The sequence below is a fragment of the Cryobacterium sp. TMB3-10 genome (genome assembly GCF_004402305.1).
GTDB lineage: Bacteria > Actinomycetota > Actinomycetes > Actinomycetales > Microbacteriaceae > Cryobacterium > Cryobacterium zongtaii.
Window position 1 is genome coordinate 263,497 of record NZ_SOGH01000020.1, and the last position, 16,073, is coordinate 279,569.

Annotated in this window: 13 protein-coding genes; 11 read left to right on the plus strand and 2 right to left on the minus strand. The window is 67.4% G+C overall.

The window, feature by feature from the left end; all coding sequences use genetic code 11:
* The first annotated feature begins 43 nt into the window (after positions 1-43).
* A complete protein-coding gene (gene leuA, locus E3T22_RS09335) occupies positions 44-1,810 on the plus strand; it encodes a 2-isopropylmalate synthase (protein ID WP_134479974.1) in 1,767 nt (588 codons plus the stop codon).
* Positions 1,811-1,888: 78 nt separating this feature from the next.
* On the opposite strand, the gene E3T22_RS09340 is transcribed toward leuA, so the two are convergent.
* Together E3T22_RS09340 and E3T22_RS09345 are read right to left on the minus strand one after the other, a co-directional pair.
* On the minus strand, positions 1,889-2,509 hold the full coding sequence (locus tag E3T22_RS09340; protein ID WP_174776225.1) for a hypothetical protein: 621 nt from the start codon (positions 2,507-2,509) through the stop codon (positions 1,889-1,891).
* Between the two features lie 198 nt (positions 2,510-2,707).
* A complete protein-coding gene (locus E3T22_RS09345) occupies positions 2,708-3,445 on the minus strand; it encodes a trimeric intracellular cation channel family protein (protein WP_088456117.1) in 738 nt (245 codons plus the stop codon).
* Between the two features lie 76 nt (positions 3,446-3,521).
* Here E3T22_RS09345 and recO point away from each other — a divergent pair, with 76 nt between their 5' ends.
* The 10 genes from recO to E3T22_RS09395 all read left to right on the plus strand — a co-directional run bounded on the left by recO (position 3,522) and on the right by E3T22_RS09395 (position 16,069).
* Positions 3,522-4,244 carry a DNA repair protein RecO gene (gene recO, locus E3T22_RS09350; RefSeq protein ID WP_088457987.1) on the plus strand — a complete coding sequence of 241 codons (723 nt, stop codon included), beginning with the start codon at positions 3,522-3,524 and terminating at the stop codon, positions 4,242-4,244.
* A complete protein-coding gene (locus tag E3T22_RS09355; protein ID WP_088456118.1) occupies positions 4,241-5,068 on the plus strand; it encodes an isoprenyl transferase in 828 nt (275 codons plus the stop codon). Before recO ends, E3T22_RS09355 begins: the two co-directional genes overlap by 4 nt.
* A 52-nt stretch (positions 5,069-5,120) precedes the next feature.
* Positions 5,121-5,801 carry a DsbA family protein gene (locus E3T22_RS09360; RefSeq protein WP_088456119.1) on the plus strand — a complete coding sequence of 227 codons (681 nt, stop codon included), beginning with the start codon at positions 5,121-5,123 and terminating at the stop codon, positions 5,799-5,801.
* A gap of 209 nt (positions 5,802-6,010) precedes the next feature.
* Entirely contained in the window at positions 6,011-7,174 is a 1,164-nt protein-coding gene (gene dusB / locus E3T22_RS19395) for a tRNA dihydrouridine synthase DusB (protein WP_134479976.1), read from the plus strand.
* Positions 7,167-8,465 (plus strand): deoxyguanosinetriphosphate triphosphohydrolase, encoded by a 1,299-nt coding sequence (locus E3T22_RS09370; RefSeq protein ID WP_241983650.1) that lies wholly within the window; start codon positions 7,167-7,169, stop codon positions 8,463-8,465. Before dusB ends, E3T22_RS09370 begins: the two co-directional genes overlap by 8 nt.
* Positions 8,453-10,312 carry a DNA primase gene (gene dnaG / locus E3T22_RS09375; RefSeq protein WP_134479980.1) on the plus strand — a complete coding sequence of 620 codons (1,860 nt, stop codon included), beginning with the start codon at positions 8,453-8,455 and terminating at the stop codon, positions 10,310-10,312. Before E3T22_RS09370 ends, dnaG begins: the two co-directional genes overlap by 13 nt.
* Positions 10,313-10,469: 157 nt before the next feature.
* Positions 10,470-12,098, plus strand: a complete 1,629-nt coding sequence (locus E3T22_RS09380; RefSeq protein WP_088456123.1) for an ABC transporter substrate-binding protein — start codon at positions 10,470-10,472, stop codon at positions 12,096-12,098.
* Between the two features lie 91 nt (positions 12,099-12,189).
* A complete protein-coding gene (locus E3T22_RS09385) occupies positions 12,190-13,293 on the plus strand; it encodes an ABC transporter permease (RefSeq protein WP_134479982.1) in 1,104 nt (367 codons plus the stop codon).
* 2 nt (positions 13,294-13,295) lie between these two features.
* On the plus strand, positions 13,296-14,363 hold the full coding sequence (locus tag E3T22_RS09390) for an ABC transporter permease (protein WP_088456125.1): 1,068 nt from the start codon (positions 13,296-13,298) through the stop codon (positions 14,361-14,363).
* Complete coding sequence (locus E3T22_RS09395; RefSeq protein WP_134479984.1) at positions 14,360-16,069, plus strand: ABC transporter ATP-binding protein; 1,710 nt, start codon at positions 14,360-14,362, stop codon at positions 16,067-16,069. Before E3T22_RS09390 ends, E3T22_RS09395 begins: the two co-directional genes overlap by 4 nt.
* Positions 16,070-16,073 lie beyond the last annotated feature (4 nt).

A 16,073-nucleotide genomic window follows, 5' to 3' on the forward strand; every position in this document is an offset into this window, starting at 1 on the left:
GTTTGTCGTCGGCTGACCACCACTCGCGAGGAGAGATTAGACCATGAAGAACAATCAGGCCGCATCGACTATGCCGGTACACAAGTACCGCCCGTATCAGGACCAGTTCAACGTCGACCTGCCGGACCGCACCTGGCCGGCCAACCGCATCACCGTCGCACCGCGCTGGTGCGCCGTCGACCTGCGAGACGGCAACCAGGCTCTCATCGACCCGATGAGCCCCGAACGCAAGCGCATCATGTTCGACCTGCTGGTGCGGATGGGCTACAAGGAGATCGAGGTCGGCTTCCCGTCGGCCAGCCAGACCGACTTCGACTTCGTCCGCAGTCTCATCGACGACGGCGCGATCCCCGACGACGTGACCATCCAGGTGCTCACCCAGGCTCGTGAGCACCTGATCCGTCGCACCTACGAGTCCATCGTCGGCGCCAAACAGGCCATCGTGCACCTGTACAACTCCACCAGTGTGCTGCAGCGCGATGTCGTGTTCCGGGAGGACAAGCAGGGCATCATCGACCTGGCCCTGTTCGGCGCCCGCACCTGCCGGGCCCTCGAGGCTACGGTTCCCGGCACCGCCGTGTACTACGAGTACTCGCCGGAGAGCTTCACGGGCACCGAGCTGGAGTTCGCCGTGGACATCTCCAACCAGGTGATCGAGATCTTCGAGCCCACCCCGGAGCGCAAGGTCATCATCAACCTGCCGGCCACCGTCGAGATGGCCACGCCCAACGTCTACGCCGACTCCATCGAGTGGATGAGCCGGCACCTGGCCCACCGCGAGAACGTTATCCTGTCGCTGCACCCGCACAACGACCGCGGCACCGCGATCGCGGCTGCGGAGCTGGGCTACCTCGCCGGCGCCGACCGTATCGAGGGCTGCCTGTTCGGCAACGGCGAACGCACCGGCAACGTCGACCTCGTCGCCCTGGGCATCAACCTATTCACCCAGGGCATCGACCCGCAGATCGACTTCGGCAACATCGACGAGGTCAAGCGCACAGCGGAGTACTGCAACCAGCTGCCCGTTCCCGAACGCAGCCCCTGGGCGGGCGACCTGGTCTTCACCGCCTTCAGCGGCTCCCACCAGGACGCCATCAAGAAGGGCTTCGAGGCCATGGCCGCCGAAGCCGCCGAGACCGGGGCCAGCGTCGACGAACTGGTCTGGGCCGTACCGTACCTGCCGATCGACCCCAAGGACCTCGGCCGCAGCTACGAAGCGGTCATCAGGGTCAACTCGCAGTCCGGCAAGGGCGGCGTCGCCTACCTGCTCAAGACGGACCACCACCTCGACCTGCCGCGGAAGCTGCAGATCGAGTTCTCCGGCGTCGTGCAGGCCAAGACCGACACCGACGGCGGCGAGGTCACCAGTGATCAGATCTGGGACATCTTCAACGACGAGTACCTGCCCGCCAACCACACCAACCCGGATGCGAAGTGGGGCCGGTTCGAGTTGTTCTCCACCCGCACCTCCAGCGACCTGGCCGGCGCGGTAGACCTCACCGTCGACCTGCGCGATTCGGACGCCGTCGCCCCGGCCACGGCGACAGGCAACGGCCCGATCGCCGCGTTCCTGGGCATCATGGCGGACCGTGGCGTCACGATCACCCTGTACGACTACGTTGAGCACGCCATGGCCGCCGGCGGAGACGCCTCGGCCGCGGCGTACGTCGAACTCGACGTGAACGGCAAGCGGTTCTGGGGCGTCGGTATCGACCCCGACATCTCGACGGCATCACTGAAGGCCGTCGTGTCGGCGGTCAACCGCGGCATCCGGGCCGAAGCGGGCGATCGGGAATTGGCGACCGTCTGACCTGCACGCGGATGGCCCCGGCTGCGACTCTCGTCGCGGCCGGGGCCATCCTGCGTATTGCGCCGTCCTGTGTACGGCTCAGACCCGCATGGCCCGTCGGGCCTGGCTGGGTGTGAGCGGCTGAGGAACCGGCACTGGTTCGCCGTCCGGCTTGCCCAGCACCGCCGTGCAGTCATCGATCGCCTGCGCCAACAGTGCGTAGAGACGCTCATCGGTGTCGGGAATGCATGCCTCGGCGATGCCCTGCACCGTGATGCGGATGATCGACTCCGCGGTGCGGTCGGTGAACCGGGTACGAGACCACGACCCGACCGAACCCATGAACTCGCGCGCCCAGCGTTCGGTTTGCGGTGCCTTGTCGAATGCCGCACGTACCTGCTCTGACACATCGATCGGGGTGCCCTCCGACGACCGCGCCAGGTGACGCTGACAGTTGAGGATGCCCACGGCCAGGGCCCGCTGGTGATCGGCGCTGACCACCGGCAGACCGGCCGTCGCGGCCCGCAGGGCCACGACAAGACGGACCCGCTGGTCGTCGCCGCGCAGACCGATCACGGACGGGATCAGCATCATCAGGCGGGATCTGGCGTCATCGGAGGTGCAGTCGTTGACCATGCGTGCCAGCGAGGCCAAGACCGGATGTGTGCACGCTGGATGGTCGCTCCACGCCTCACCGGACAGGTGCGACGCGAATTCCATGAAGCACGCTCCGCTGCGTGGGGACTTGTGTTTGCCCCGGGAAAGGACAGGCAACAGCTCGGGCGCAGTGCCCTCGTATCGTTTCATGGAGTACCTCCCTGCGACGTGGTTGTGCCTCAATACTGACCCCAGATTGGGGGAAAGGCGAGGCCAAAACCGGTCCGGATGACAAATGCTCAGAAAACGCTCCGGAACGCGTCAGCGGTCAGCGGTGACGGTGGGCTCGGGGTGCGCCTGGGTGCGGCGCCGTGGCCAGAACCGCAACGGCTGGATCGAACCCCGCCGGCGCCAGTGCGGCCAACTGCCGATGGCCCGTTGCTGCGGCAGGGTCCAGCCGAATCGGGCTGCGAGGACCCGGATGACCGTGGTCGTGACCACGCAGATCATTGCCGCCGCGGTGATCGGCACCTCGAGCACCACAAGAGTGACCAGGAGCCCGCAGCCCACCAGAGCGGCGACGGCGTACAGCGAGCCGACGTGCATCACGGCGATGGGCACGTTCAGCATCATGTCTCGCAGCACGGACCCGCCCACAGCGGAGACCACCCCGACGAACAGGGCGGGAATCTCCGGCAGGCCGGCGGCGAGCGCCTTGGTGGTGCCGATCACGCCGAACAGGCCGATGGTCACGGCGTCCAGGGTGATGATCAGCGGGCCGAGCCGGTTGAACAGGCTCTGCAACAGCATGCCCAGCAGCGCGAACACCGCCGCGACGGGCAGGTACCAGTTGCTCAGCAGCGCGGCCGGCACCCCGCCGAGCAGGATGTCGCGCAGCAGGCCGCCGCCCAGGCCCACCGTGATGCCGATGATCGAGATGCCCAGCAGATCCATCCGGCGGTCGGTGAACCGGCCCGCGAACATCGCCCCCTGGATCGCGCCGATGGCGACGGCGACGAGGTCGATCCAGAGCGGAATGGCGAAGAGGGGAGTGGGCACCGTCAATATCTACCACGGCCCGCATGACCTCCGGCGCGGGCGTCGGCATCCGTCCGCCGGAGTGGGAGAATTGACCGTGCCCGTTTACCGTGATGAAGCCGTCGTGCTGCGTACCCACAAGCTGGGCGAAGCCGACCGCATCATCACCCTGCTCACCCGCCAGCACGGCAAGGTGCGTGCTGTCGCCAAGGGCGTGCGCCGTACGGCGTCGAAATTCGGTGCCAGGCTCGAGCCGTTCATGGTCGTCGACGTGCAGCTCTATATCGGTCGCAGCCTCGACATTGTCAACCAGGCCGAATCGATCGGCTCGTACGGGGCCGTCATCACCGCCGATTACGGCAGCTACACCGCCGCGAGCGCCATGGTCGAAACCGCGGACAAGCTCACCGAATCCGAGGGATCGCTGCAGCAATACCTGCTTCTGGTGGGGGCGCTGCGGTCTCTGTCCAGGCACGAGCACGGCTCCGGCGCCACCCTCAACTCCTACCTGCTCCGGTCACTGTCCATGGCCGGCTGGGCGCCCAGCTTCCACGACTGCGCCCGCTGCGGCGCGCCGGGCCCGCATTCGGCTTTCGTGGCGCAGGTCGGCGGCATCGTCTGCGACAACTGCGCCGCCCCGGGTTCGCCCCGCCTCGACCCCGACACCATCGCCCTGCTCAGCGCACTGCTCACCGGAGACTGGGCCTTCACAGCCGATGCCTCTGACACCACCCACGCCCAGGCCACCGGGGTCGTCGCCGCATACACGCAGTGGCACCTCGGCCGCGGCCTCCGATCACTGGAGCACGTGCGCCCATGACGCCGAATCCCTTCCGTTCCTCCTCGAGCACCCCCTTCACCCACAAGGACGCGGTGCCGTTCAAGCCCGTCGACTGGACCGGGCTCTACCCGCCGGCGCTGCCCGCCAAGGCCGTGCCGGAACACGTGGCCGTGGTGATGGACGGCAACGGCCGTTGGGCCAACGCCAGGGGCCTGTCCAGGGTCGAGGGCCACAAGGCCGGTGAAGCATCACTGCTCGACGTGGTCGCCGGAGCCATCCAGATCGGCGTCAAGCACCTCAGCGTGTACGCGTTCTCCACCGAGAACTGGAAGCGCTCACCCGACGAGGTGCGCTTTCTGATGGGCTTCAACCGGGATGTCCTGCACCGCCGTCGCGACCAGCTCAACGACTGGGGCGTGCGGGTGCGCTGGGCCGGCCGGAAGCCCAAGCTGTGGGCCTCGGTGATCAACGAGCTGCAGTTCGCCGAGAAGCTCACCGCCGGCAACGACGTGCTGACCCTGACCATGTGCGTCAACTACGGCGGCCGCACCGAGATCGCGGATGCCGTGCGGGCCCTGGCCGAGGACGTCGCCGCGGGCCGGCTGAAGCCGTCCGGCATCACCGAGAAGTCCATCCAGCGGCACCTGTACACCGCCGACCTGCCCGACGTCGACCTGTTCGTACGCAGCTCCGGCGAGCAGCGCACCAGCAACTTCCTGCTCTGGCAGAGCGCATACGCCGAGATGGTGTTCCTGGACACCCTCTGGCCCGACTTCACCCGCGTCGACCTCTGGCACGCCATCGAGCTGTACGCCGCCCGCAACCGCCGCTACGGCGGCGCCGTGGACACGCCCACCGCCTGACCGTTCCGGGTACGCGGGAATAACTGGAGGGTCTGCTCGAGTTAGCCTCCACGTGAGCGAAACCATCAAAGTAGACATCTGGTCCGACGTGCAGTGCCCCTGGTGCTATATCGGCAAACGCAAGTTCGAGGCCGGCGTGGCCGCATTCGGCGACGACGTCGAGGTGGAGTACCACTCCTTCGAACTCGCCCCGGACACCCCCGTCGATTTCGCGGGCAGCCCGATCGATTACCTCAGCGAGCGCAAGGGCATCCCGGTGCCGCAGGTGCTCGAGATGCTGGAGCGGGTCACCGGCATCGCCGAGAGTGTCGGCCTGCACTACGACTACGACTCGGTGCACCAGACCAACACCATCAAGGCGCACGAGCTGCTGCACTACGCCAAGGCGCACGGTGTGCAGCTGGAGATGAAGGAGAGCCTGCTCAAGGCGTACTTCGTCGACGGTGGCCACGTCGGCCGCATCGAGGATCTCGCCGACCTCGCCGCCACGGTCGGCCTGGACCGCGCCGACGTGGTGCGCTCCCTCACCGAGAACGAGTACCTGGCCGCGGTCAAGGCCGATGTCGCCCAGGCCACCGAGTACGGCATCCAAGGGGTGCCCTTCTTCGTGATCGACGGCAAATACGGCATCTCCGGCGCACAGGACCCTGATACCTTTGCGCAAGCCCTCCGCCAGGTCCGCAGCGAGCGGACCGACACCGACACCCGCGCAACCGAGGAGACCCACGCATGAGCGAGACCACCACCGCGACCGACACTGCGACCACCCCGGTGCTGCGTCCGATCATCCAGCTGCTCGACCAGCCCGACGCCGGCGGATGCTGCGGCGGCGGGTCCTGCGGCATTTAGCCGTCCGACGTTTCAGCCCGGCCGTCCGACGGTTTTCCACCGTCGAACGAACGTGGCGTCCATGCCCGGCCAGGTCTGGGAGAATTGGATGAGATGAACATTCCCACTTCCACGATCAGCCCGGTGTCCCCGCTACGAATCGGCGACATCGAACTCGATGTGCCCGTGGTGCTGGCACCCATGGCCGGCATCACCAACACGGCGTTCCGCCGGCTCTGCCGCGAATACGGCGCCGGACTCTACGTGAGCGAGATGATCACCTCACGGGCGCTCGTTGAACGCACCCCGGAATCCATGCGGCTGATCACGCACCACGAGAGCGAGAAGACCCGCTCCATCCAGCTCTACGGTGTCGACCCGAAGACGGTCTCAGAGGCCGTCACCATGCTCGTCGCCGAGGACCGCGCCGACCACATCGACCTGAATTTCGGCTGCCCGGTGCCCAAGGTCACCCGCAAGGGCGGGGGAGCGGCGCTGCCGTGGAAGATCACCCTGTTCCGGGAGATCGTCGAGGCCGCCGTGACGGCCGCGGGGACGATCCCGCTGACCGTCAAAATGCGCAAGGGCATCGACTCCGACCACCTCACCTACCTCGAGGCCGGTCGCGTCGCCGAGGGCGCCGGCGTCGCCGCGATCGCGCTGCACGCCCGCACCGCCGCGGATTACTACTCCGGCCACGCCGACTGGGCCGCCATCAAGACCCTCAAGGACACCATCACCAGCGTGCCCGTGCTCGGCAACGGTGACATCTGGTCCGCCGCCGACGCTCTACGCATGATCGAGGAGACCGGGTGCGACGGCGTCGTCGTCGGCCGTGGCTGCCTGGGACGTCCGTGGTTGTTCGGCGACCTCGCGGCGGCCTTCCGCGGTGAAGTGCTCAAGGCCGAACCCTCCCTCGGCCAGGTCGCGGATGCGTTCCGCCGGCACGCCGAACTGCTCACCGAGTTCTTCGACAGCGAAGAACGGGCCTGCCGCGATGTGCGCAAGCACGTGGCCTGGTACTTCAAGGGCTACCCCGTCGGCGGTGACCTGCGCGCCAGCCTGGCCTCCGTCGTGTCGCTCGAGCAGCTGGACGAGCTCCTGGCAACCATGGACCCCGACCAGCCGTATCCCGGCATCGGGGCCGAGGGCCAGCGCGGCCGGGCCGGCAGCCCCAAGAAGACCTCCCTGCCCGAACGCTGGCTCGAGTCTCGCGACATCGTCGGCGCAGAGCGCAGCAATCTCACGGAGGGCGAGGGGGACACCAGCGGTGGTTAATCAGACCGGATACAGCGTTCACGACGAGGCCAGGTTCCGACCTGAAGAGCACGATTCCAGCCGCAGCGACTTCGCCCGCGACAGGGCCAGGCTGCTGCATTCCAGCGCCCTGCGCCGCCTGGCCGCGAAGACCCAGGTGCTCAGCCCTGCCGCCGGTCTGGACTTCGCCCGCAACCGCCTCACCCACTCGCTCGAGGTCGCGCAGATCGGCCGGGAGCTCGCCCTGCGCCTGGCCCTGGACCCCGACATCGTCGATACGGCGTGCCTGGCGCACGACATCGGGCATCCGCCGTTCGGTCACAACGGCGAGAAGGCCCTCAACACCTGGGCCGTCGACATCGGCGGCTTCGAGGGCAACGCGCAAACCCTGCGCCTGCTCAGCCGGCTCGAACCCAAGGTTTTCGGAGACAACGGCGCGAGCTTCGGACTCAACCTCACCCGCGCCAGCCTCGACGCCAGTTGCAAGTACCCGTGGGCAGCCGACTCCTCGGTCGCCGACCCGAGCGGACGCGCCAAATTCGGTTTCTACGAGGACGACCGCGCGGCCTTCGAATGGCTGCGCGACGGCGCACCGGAACGCCAGCTCTGCGTCGAGGCGGAGGTGATGGACCTCTCCGACGACATCGCCTACTCGGTGCACGACTTCGAGGACGCCGTGGTCAGCGGCTACCTCGACGTGGCACTGCTCAGCAGCCGCAGCGATCACGCCGCCCTGGTCACCTCGATGTACGAGTGGACCGGCGGGCAGTTCAGCCACGACGAACTCATCGCCGCCTTCGACAGGCTCGACGCCCTCGACGTATGGCTGCACGGTTGGAACGCAGGCCGCCGGGACCAGGGCCGTCTGAAGAACCTGACCAGCCAGCTCATCGGCCGGTTCAGCGGCGCGGCCGTCTCGGCCACCAGAGCCGCCTACCCCGACCGACACCTCATCAGGTTCGCCGCCCACGTCGTGGTCCCGCGGGAGGTCCAGGCCGAGATCGGCGTGCTCAAGGGCATCGTCGCCGCGTTCGTCATGTCCACCCACGTGCGCCAGCCGATCTACATCGAGCAACGCGAAACACTCACCTACCTGGCGGACACGCTGTTGGCGACGGGCGACGAGCACCTGGACCCCGGCTTCCGGGAGGACTGGGTAGCTGCCGCGGACGACGCGGCCCGCAAACGCGTGATCGTCGACCAGGTGGCCAGCCTGACCGATCAGAGCGCGATCGCCCTGCAGCGCCGGTTGCACCTGACCCGTGAACCCGCCGGGATCACGCTTCGGACCGGTGCCGCATGGCAGGACTGATCCGGCAGGGCGACGTCGAAGAGGTCAAGTCCCGCACCAACATCGCCGACATCATCAGCGACTATGTCAGCCTCAAATCTGCCGGGGTCGGTTCGATGAAGGGCCTGTGCCCGTTCCACGACGAGCGCAGCCCCAGTTTCCACGTGCGTCCGCAGGTCGGGTTCTACCACTGCTTCGGCTGTGGAGAGAGCGGCGACGTCTACTCCTTCCTGCAGAAGATGGACCATGTCAGCTTCAGCGAGGCCGTGGAACGGTTGGCCGGCCGGGCCGGCATCGAACTGCACTACGAGGGTGGCGGCGCCGAGGCCCCTGACCACACCAACCGGGCGCGGCTGTACGCGGCCAACCAGGCCGCCGCCGAGTTCTTCATCGACAAGCTCGGCAGCCCGGGGGCCCAGGTGGGCCGCACCTTCCTCGGCGACCGTGGCTTTGATGCTCAGGCCGCCGAACGGTTCGGCGTCGGCTTCGCGCCGAAAAGCTGGGACGAGCTGACCAAACACCTGCGCGGCCGTGGTTTCAGCACCGAGGAACTCACCCTCTCCGGCCTGGTGTCAGCCGGGGACCGAGGGATCTACGACAGGTTCCGCGGCCGCCTGGTCTGGCCGATCCGTGACATCACCGGGCAGACCATCGGCTTCGGCGCCCGCAAGCTGCTCGAGGACGACAAAGGCCCCAAATACCTCAACACACCCGAAACCCCGATTTACCACAAGGCCCAGGTGCTGTACGGCCTGGACCTGGCCAAGCGTGACATCTCCCGCAACCACCAGGTGGTGGTCGTCGAGGGCTACACCGACGTCATGGCCTGCCACCTGGCCGGCGTGACCACGGCCGTGGCCACCTGCGGAACCTCGTTCGGTGTGGACCACATCAAGGTGCTGCGCCGGGTACTCGGCGACGACAGCGGTGTCGGGGAGGTCGTCTTCACTTTCGACCCCGATGCCGCGGGGCAGAAAGCCGCCGTGCGGGCCTTCGCCGAGGAGCAACGGTTCAGCGCCCAGACCTTCGTGGCCGTCGCCCCGGAAGGGCTCGACCCGTGCGACCTGCGGCTGCACCGCGGAGACGACGCCGTGCGTCGACTGGTCGACTCCAAAAAGCCGATGTTCGAGTTCATGATCCGCCAGCTTCTGGCCCAGTACAACCTCGACACCGTCGAAGGCCGGGTCTCCGCCCTGCGCGCGGCCGCCCCGGTGGTCAGCGACATCCGGGACCCGTCATTGCGACCGGGCTACACCCACGAACTCTCCCGCATGCTGGGAATGGACCTCGGTGAGGTGTCCCGCGCCGTCAGCTCGGCCCAGGCGCGGTCCCGCACCGCGCCCCTCGAGGCACCTCGCCGGGCGGGAGAACCGGCACCGGCCCCGCGCGAGCGCCTCTTCGCCCTCGCCGACCTGCCCCAGGACCCGGTCACCCGGATCGAGCGCGACGCGCTGATGGCGATGCTGCAGCATCCGACTCTCGTCGGGCTCGACCTCGTGCAGCGGGCGGTGTCGACCGGCATGACCAACAGCACCCTCGCCGTCGTCCGGGACGCCGTGGCCGCCGCCCTGCCGCACGCCGCGGCTCCGGACTGGCTGGAACGGGTCGTCGCAGAAACCCCGGCTCCGCTGGCGAACCTGGTCACCGAACTGGCGATGGCCCCGCTGCCTGAGCGCACCGAGCGCGAGGTCACCCGCTATGTGCGAGACATCACCATCGTGCTGATCGAGAAGGACCTGCTGCGGCAGAAGGCCGAACTGCTCGGCCGCCTGCAACGGGCCGATGCGACCAACCGTGAGGTCTACGTCGCGATTCAGCTCGAGCTCGTGCGGGTCGAAGCCGAACGGCGCAACCTCCGGGTCGAGTAGCCGGCTTATATTGCGGGTCTATTAAGATGCATTGCAGAATGGCCGTCTGACGCGCAGAGTGTGCTAATTCTTGGTTTACAGCAACGCATATCTGCGTCTGAGCGCAGATATTCGGTTTCACCAAGACACCCACACCTTGAGGAAGAGGCATTCGACTATGGCTTTTGAACCCACCAGGCGCGGCCGCGCCGTCGGCGTCACCGCCGGTCTCGCCGCCGCAGCACTCGTGCTCGCCGGCTGTGCAGGCTCCACCGCCGAGGAGGCGGGCGCCGCTCCGCTGACCATCGGCACCACCGACAAGGTCACCACCCTTGACCCGGCCGGCTCGTACGACAACGGCTCGTTCGCCGTGCAGAACCAGGTCTTCCCGTTCCTCATGAACACGCCGTACGGCAGCCCCGACGTCGAACCCGACATCGCGGTCTCCGCCGAGTTCACCGCGCCGACGCAGTACACGGTCACCCTCAAGCCCGACCTGGTCTGGGCCAACGGCAACAAGCTGACCTCGTCTGACGTCAAGTTCACCTTCGACCGTCAGTTGGCGATCGCCGCCGACAACGGCCCCTCCTCGCTGCTGTACAACCTGGAAAGCGTCGACACCCCGGACGACACCACCGTCGTGTTCAACCTGCTCGCCCCCGACGACCAGATCTTCCCCCAGATCCTGTCCAGCCCGGCCGGCCCGATCGTGGACGAAGAGTCATTCTCGGCCACCGAGCTCACCAGCGACGACGACATCGTCAAGGCCAATGCGTTCGCCGGACAGTACGTCATCACCAGCTACGACTTCAACAACCTCATCGGCTACAAGGCCAACCCCGACTATGAGGGTCTCCTGGGTGCGGCGAAGACCGACGTCGTGAACGTCAAGTACTTCGCCGACTCGTCCAACCTCAAGCTCGAGGTCCAGGAGGGCGGCATCGATGTGGCATTCCGCAGCCTGTCCGCGACAGACATCGAAGACCTTCGCGGCAACGACAACGTCGAGGTCGTCGACGGACCCGGCGGCGAGATCCGCTACATCACCTTCAACTTCGACACCCAGCCGTTCGGCGCCACCACAGCCGACGCCGACGCGGCCAAGTCCCTCGCCGTTCGCCAGGCGGTTGCCGACCTCGTCGACCGTGAAGAGATCGCCGACCAGGTGTACAAGGGCACCTACACCCCGTTGTACTCCTACGTCCCGGCCGGCCTGACCGGTGCGACCGAGTCCCTCAAGGGCCTCTACGGCGACGGCAACGGCGCTCCGGATGCCGACAAGGCCAAGGCGACCCTCACGGCAGCCGGCGTCACCGAGCCCGTCGAGCTCAACCTGCAGTACAGCAACGACCACTACGGCCCCTCGTCCGGTGACGAATACGCGCTGATCAAGGACCAGCTGGAGTCCAGCGGCCTGTTCACGGTGAACCTGCAGACCACCGAGTGGGTGCAGTACTCCAAGGACCGTTCCAGCGACGTGTACCCCGCGTACCAGCTCGGTTGGTTCCCGGACTACTCCGACGCTGACAACTACCTGACGCCGTTCTTCCTCACGGAGAACTTCCTGAAGAACCACTACGTCGACCAGGAGGTCAACGACCTGATCTTGCAGCAGGCCGTGACGGTCGACCCCGCCGCGCGCACCGCGCTCCTCGAACAGATCCAGGACAAGGTCGCGGCCCAGCTGTCGACGGTGCCGCTGCTCCAGGGTGCGCAGGTCGCCGTGACCGGGACGACGGTCACGGGAGCCAGCGACACGCTCGACGCGTCGTTCAAGTTCCGTTACGCAGCCCTGGCCAAGGGCTAGGCTCGCAGGTTTCACCTAGCTAGACGACGGGGGCGTTCAGGCGACTACGCGCCGAACGCCCCCGTCTTTCGTTTGCATAAGTGAGGTAGGAATGACGACTGTAGCGACAACGCCAGCGGCCCCGGCGGCCGGGCGACAGCCCACCACGACGGCACCGAAGAAAAAGGGTTCCGGCGGCGGAATCATCCGCTACATCGTGATCCGCTTCCTGCTGATCTTCCCGACCATCTTCATCCTGGTGTCCATGGTGTTCTGGCTGATGCGCACCACGGGTGACCCGATCACCGCGGCTCTCGGTGGCCGGCTGAGCGCCGACCAGCTCGCCGAGCGGGTCGCCGCGGCCGGCTACGACAGGCCCATCCTGGTGCAGTACGTCGAATACCTCGGCCAGATTTTCACGGGCAACTTCGGCACCACGATCAGCACCAACCGGCCGGTCTCGGAGGTGCTCCTCACCTACGGCGCCGCCACAGCCGAGCTGGCGTTCTACGCCCTGCTGGTGGCCTTCATCGTCGGGATCCCGCTGGGCATGGTCGCCGCGTACTGGCGGGACAAGTCGCCGGATGCGTCCTTGCGAATCTTCGCAATCCTCTGCTACGCCACCCCGGTGTTCTTCTCCGGCCTGCTCTTCAAGCTCATTTTCGCCGTCTGGCTGAAGGTCCTGCCTGTCGCCGGCCGGGCCTCGACGAGCTCGGAGCTGCAGATGCAGCTGCTGCCGGGCAAAACCGGTCTGTACACCATCGACGCCATCCAGACCGGCAACCCGGCGATCCTGGTCGACGTCCTGACCCACGCGGTGCTGCCCGCCCTGGCCCTCGGTCTGCTGACCGCCGGGGTCTTCCTGCGCCTGGTCCGCACCAACGTGATCGGCACCCTGGGCACCGATTACGTGGACGCCGCCCGGTCCCGCGGGATCAGCGAATTCAGGCTCGTGCGGAAGCACGCGTACCGGCCAGCACTGATTCCGATCATCACGGTGATCGGCCTCCAGATCGCCCTGCTCCTCGGCGGCGCCGTGCTGACCGAGACCACCTTCGAGTGGAAGGGGCTGGGTTTCATGCTTTCCGAATTCCTCCAGGCCAGAGACTTCGTCGCCGTCCAGGGCATCGTCGCCCTGCTCGCCGTCATCGTCGCCCTGTCCAACTTCATCGTGGACATCATCGCCGCGCTGATCGACCCGAGAGTGCGGTACTGATCATGACCCGGATCGATTCCCCGCCGCGCCGGCCCAGCCGCCTGGCCCGCCTGCCCATCATCCACCAGCTCCACCAGAGCGTCGGCCTGCAACGCGGGATGCTCGTGGCCGGCCTGGTCATCACGGCACTGTTCGTGCTCACCGCCATCCTGGCGCCACTCGTCGCGCCGTACGGCTACAGCCAGCTGCGCGGTCCGGACGGGGTCTTCGGCGCCCAGCAGCCGCCAGGTGGCGCACACCTGTTCGGCACCACCGTCGGCGGTTACGACGTGTTGTCCAGGGTGCTCTGGGGTGCCCAGACGGCCCTGTTCGTGATTGTGGTCGCCGTCCTGCTGTCGATCTTCGCCGGCGTGTTCCTGGGCCTGGTGTCCGGGTACTTCGGCGGCTGGCTCGACCGCGTGCTCGTCGTCGTCTGTGACGCCGTGTACGCCTTCCCATCGCTGCTGCTGGCCATCGTGATGTCCATCGTCATCTCCGGCGGCAAATCCGACCTCGTCGGCGGGGTCATGGCGGCAGCCATCTCGATCACCGTGGTGTTCATCCCGCAGTACTTCAGGGTGATCCGGGCCGAGACCGTGCGGATCAAATCCGAGGCCTACGTCGAATCCGCCCGGGTGCTGGGTTCCGGCAACATCCGGATCATGGTGCGGCACGTGTTGCGCAACGCCACCCGAACGCTGCCACTGATCTTCACTCTCAACTCCTCCGAGGCGATCCTCACCCTCGCCGGACTCGGCTTCCTCGGTTTCGGCATCGAACCGACCGCCGCATCCGAATGGGGCTACGACCTCAACAAGGCAATCTCCGACGTGTCCAGCGGCATCTGGTGGACCTCGTTGTTTCCCGGCCTCGCGATCGTGTTGGTGGTGATGGGCATCACCCTGGTCGGCGAGAGTCTCAACGACCTGGCCGACCCACGACTGCGCGGCCGCCGCGCGGTCGGCGCCAACGCCGGCCTGGTCGCCGAGACCTCCGTGGTCCCCGGCGGCACCCTGACCGCCGGCCCCGGCGGGCTCGGCGGGCTCGAAAGCGGCCCCCTCCACACCAACGACGGCGAGGCCACCTCATGAGCGATAACCGCACCGACCAGCAGACCGTCCTCAGGATCGCCGACCTCGGCGTGTCCTTCGCCACCGATGCCGGTGCCGTTCGCGCCGTCGACGGGGTCACCCTCAGCGTGCGTCGCGGCGAGGTCCTCGCCATCGTCGGCGAGAGCGGCAGCGGCAAGACCGTCACCGCCAAGACCATCCTCGGGCTGCTGCCGGAGACCGCGGTCTCCGAGGGCGCCGTGATCCTCACCAGCAGGGATGGGGCGAGTGAGAACAACGTCATCGCGCTCAGCCGCCAGCGTCTGCGCCAGGTGCGTGGCACCGACGTCTCCATGGTGTTCCAGGAGCCGTCCACGGCGCTGAACCCGGTATACACCGTCGGCTGGCAGATCATGGAAGGCATCAGGGCGCACGGCACCGTCAGCCGCGCCGACGCCAGGAAGAAGGCCATCGAGATCCTCGGCAGGGTCGGCATCCCCGACCCCGAGGTGCGGGTCAACTACTACCCGCATCAGTTCTCCGGCGGTCAGAAGCAGCGGGTGGTGATCGCCATGGCCCTGGTCCTCGAACCGGGCCTGATCGTCGCCGACGAACCCACGACCGCGCTCGACGTGACCGTGCAGGCCGAGATCCTCGACCTGCTCCGACGCTGCCGCGACGAGTTCGGGACCGCGATCGTGCTGATCACCCACAACATGGGTGTCGTGGCCGACCTCGCCGACAGGGTCGCGGTGATGTACCAGGGCAAGGTCGTCGAGGAAGCCGACGCTCAGACCCTCTTCAGCTCACCCCAGGATCCGTACACGCAGAAGCTCCTCGCAGCGGTGCCGTATGTGGGCCAGGGGGTCGTGCGGGCGGCGGAGCGGGCCGAGGCCCGTTCCCCGGAGTGGGCCGCACAAACCCCCGTCGTCGTCGCGGACAACCTGCGCATCCAATACCCCGGCAGGCTCGGCCGGCCGGGCTTTGTGGCCGTGGACGGAGTGAGCTTCTCGATCCGCCCGGGCGAGGTGCTCGGCCTGGTGGGGGAGAGCGGGTCGGGTAAGACCACCATCGGCCGGGCCATCGCCGGCCTCACCAGGGTCACCGACGGGTCCCTCACCGTTCTCGGACACGAGATGAACGGATTCAAGGAGCGCCGGTTCAAGCACCTTCGCAGCGATATCGGCTTCGTGTTCCAGGACCCGGCCTCCAGCTTCAACCCGCTGCTCACCATTGCGGACTGCGTCGCCGAACCCCTCGTGGTACACGGCAGGGCCGCCAACCCCCGGGCCGCGCGAGCACGGGTCGACGAACTGCTCGAGGCCGTCCAGCTGCCGCGTGCCTTCGGTGACCGCTTCCCGCACGAGCTCAGCGGGGGTCAGCGCCAGCGGGCCAGCCTGGCCAGGGCCCTGGCGCTGGAACCTGCCCTGCTGATCGCGGACGAACCGACCTCAGCGCTGGACGTGTCTGTGCAGGCCAGGGTGCTGGAACTCTTCGCGGAGCTGCAGCGCGAATTCGGCTTCGCGGCCCTTTTCATCAGCCACGACCTCGCCGTTGTGGACATCCTCGCCGACCGGATCGCCGTGCTCTACCACGGTCGCCTGGTCGAGGAGGGCACCGGCGCCCAGGTGCTCGGATCGCCCCGGGACCCGTACACCCAGCGGCTTCTCGCGTCGCTGCCGGTGCCCGATCCGGCCGCCCAGGCGAAGCGGCGGGACGAACTCCGGAGGCTGCGTGCGGCAGGATAGAAGT

What these genes read in the sequence shown, in the direction of transcription:
- leuA (WP_134479974.1), top strand. Translation starts at nt 44, where the DNA reads ATGAAGAACAATCAGGCCGCATCGACTATGCCGGTACACAAGTACCGC.
- E3T22_RS09340 (WP_174776225.1), bottom strand. Translation starts at nt 2,509, where the DNA reads ATGGAATTCGCGTCGCACCTGTCCGGTGAGGCGTGGAGCGACCATCCA.
- E3T22_RS09355 (WP_088456118.1), top strand. Translation starts at nt 4,241, where the DNA reads ATGACGCCGAATCCCTTCCGTTCCTCCTCGAGCACCCCCTTCACCCAC.
- dusB (WP_134479976.1), top strand. Translation starts at nt 6,011, where the DNA reads ATGAACATTCCCACTTCCACGATCAGCCCGGTGTCCCCGCTACGAATC.
- dnaG (WP_134479980.1), top strand. Translation starts at nt 8,453, where the DNA reads ATGGCAGGACTGATCCGGCAGGGCGACGTCGAAGAGGTCAAGTCCCGC.
- E3T22_RS09380 (WP_088456123.1), top strand. Translation starts at nt 10,470, where the DNA reads ATGGCTTTTGAACCCACCAGGCGCGGCCGCGCCGTCGGCGTCACCGCC.
- E3T22_RS09385 (WP_134479982.1), top strand. Translation starts at nt 12,190, where the DNA reads ATGACGACTGTAGCGACAACGCCAGCGGCCCCGGCGGCCGGGCGACAG.
- E3T22_RS09390 (WP_088456125.1), top strand. Translation starts at nt 13,296, where the DNA reads ATGACCCGGATCGATTCCCCGCCGCGCCGGCCCAGCCGCCTGGCCCGC.
- E3T22_RS09395 (WP_134479984.1), top strand. Translation starts at nt 14,360, where the DNA reads ATGAGCGATAACCGCACCGACCAGCAGACCGTCCTCAGGATCGCCGAC.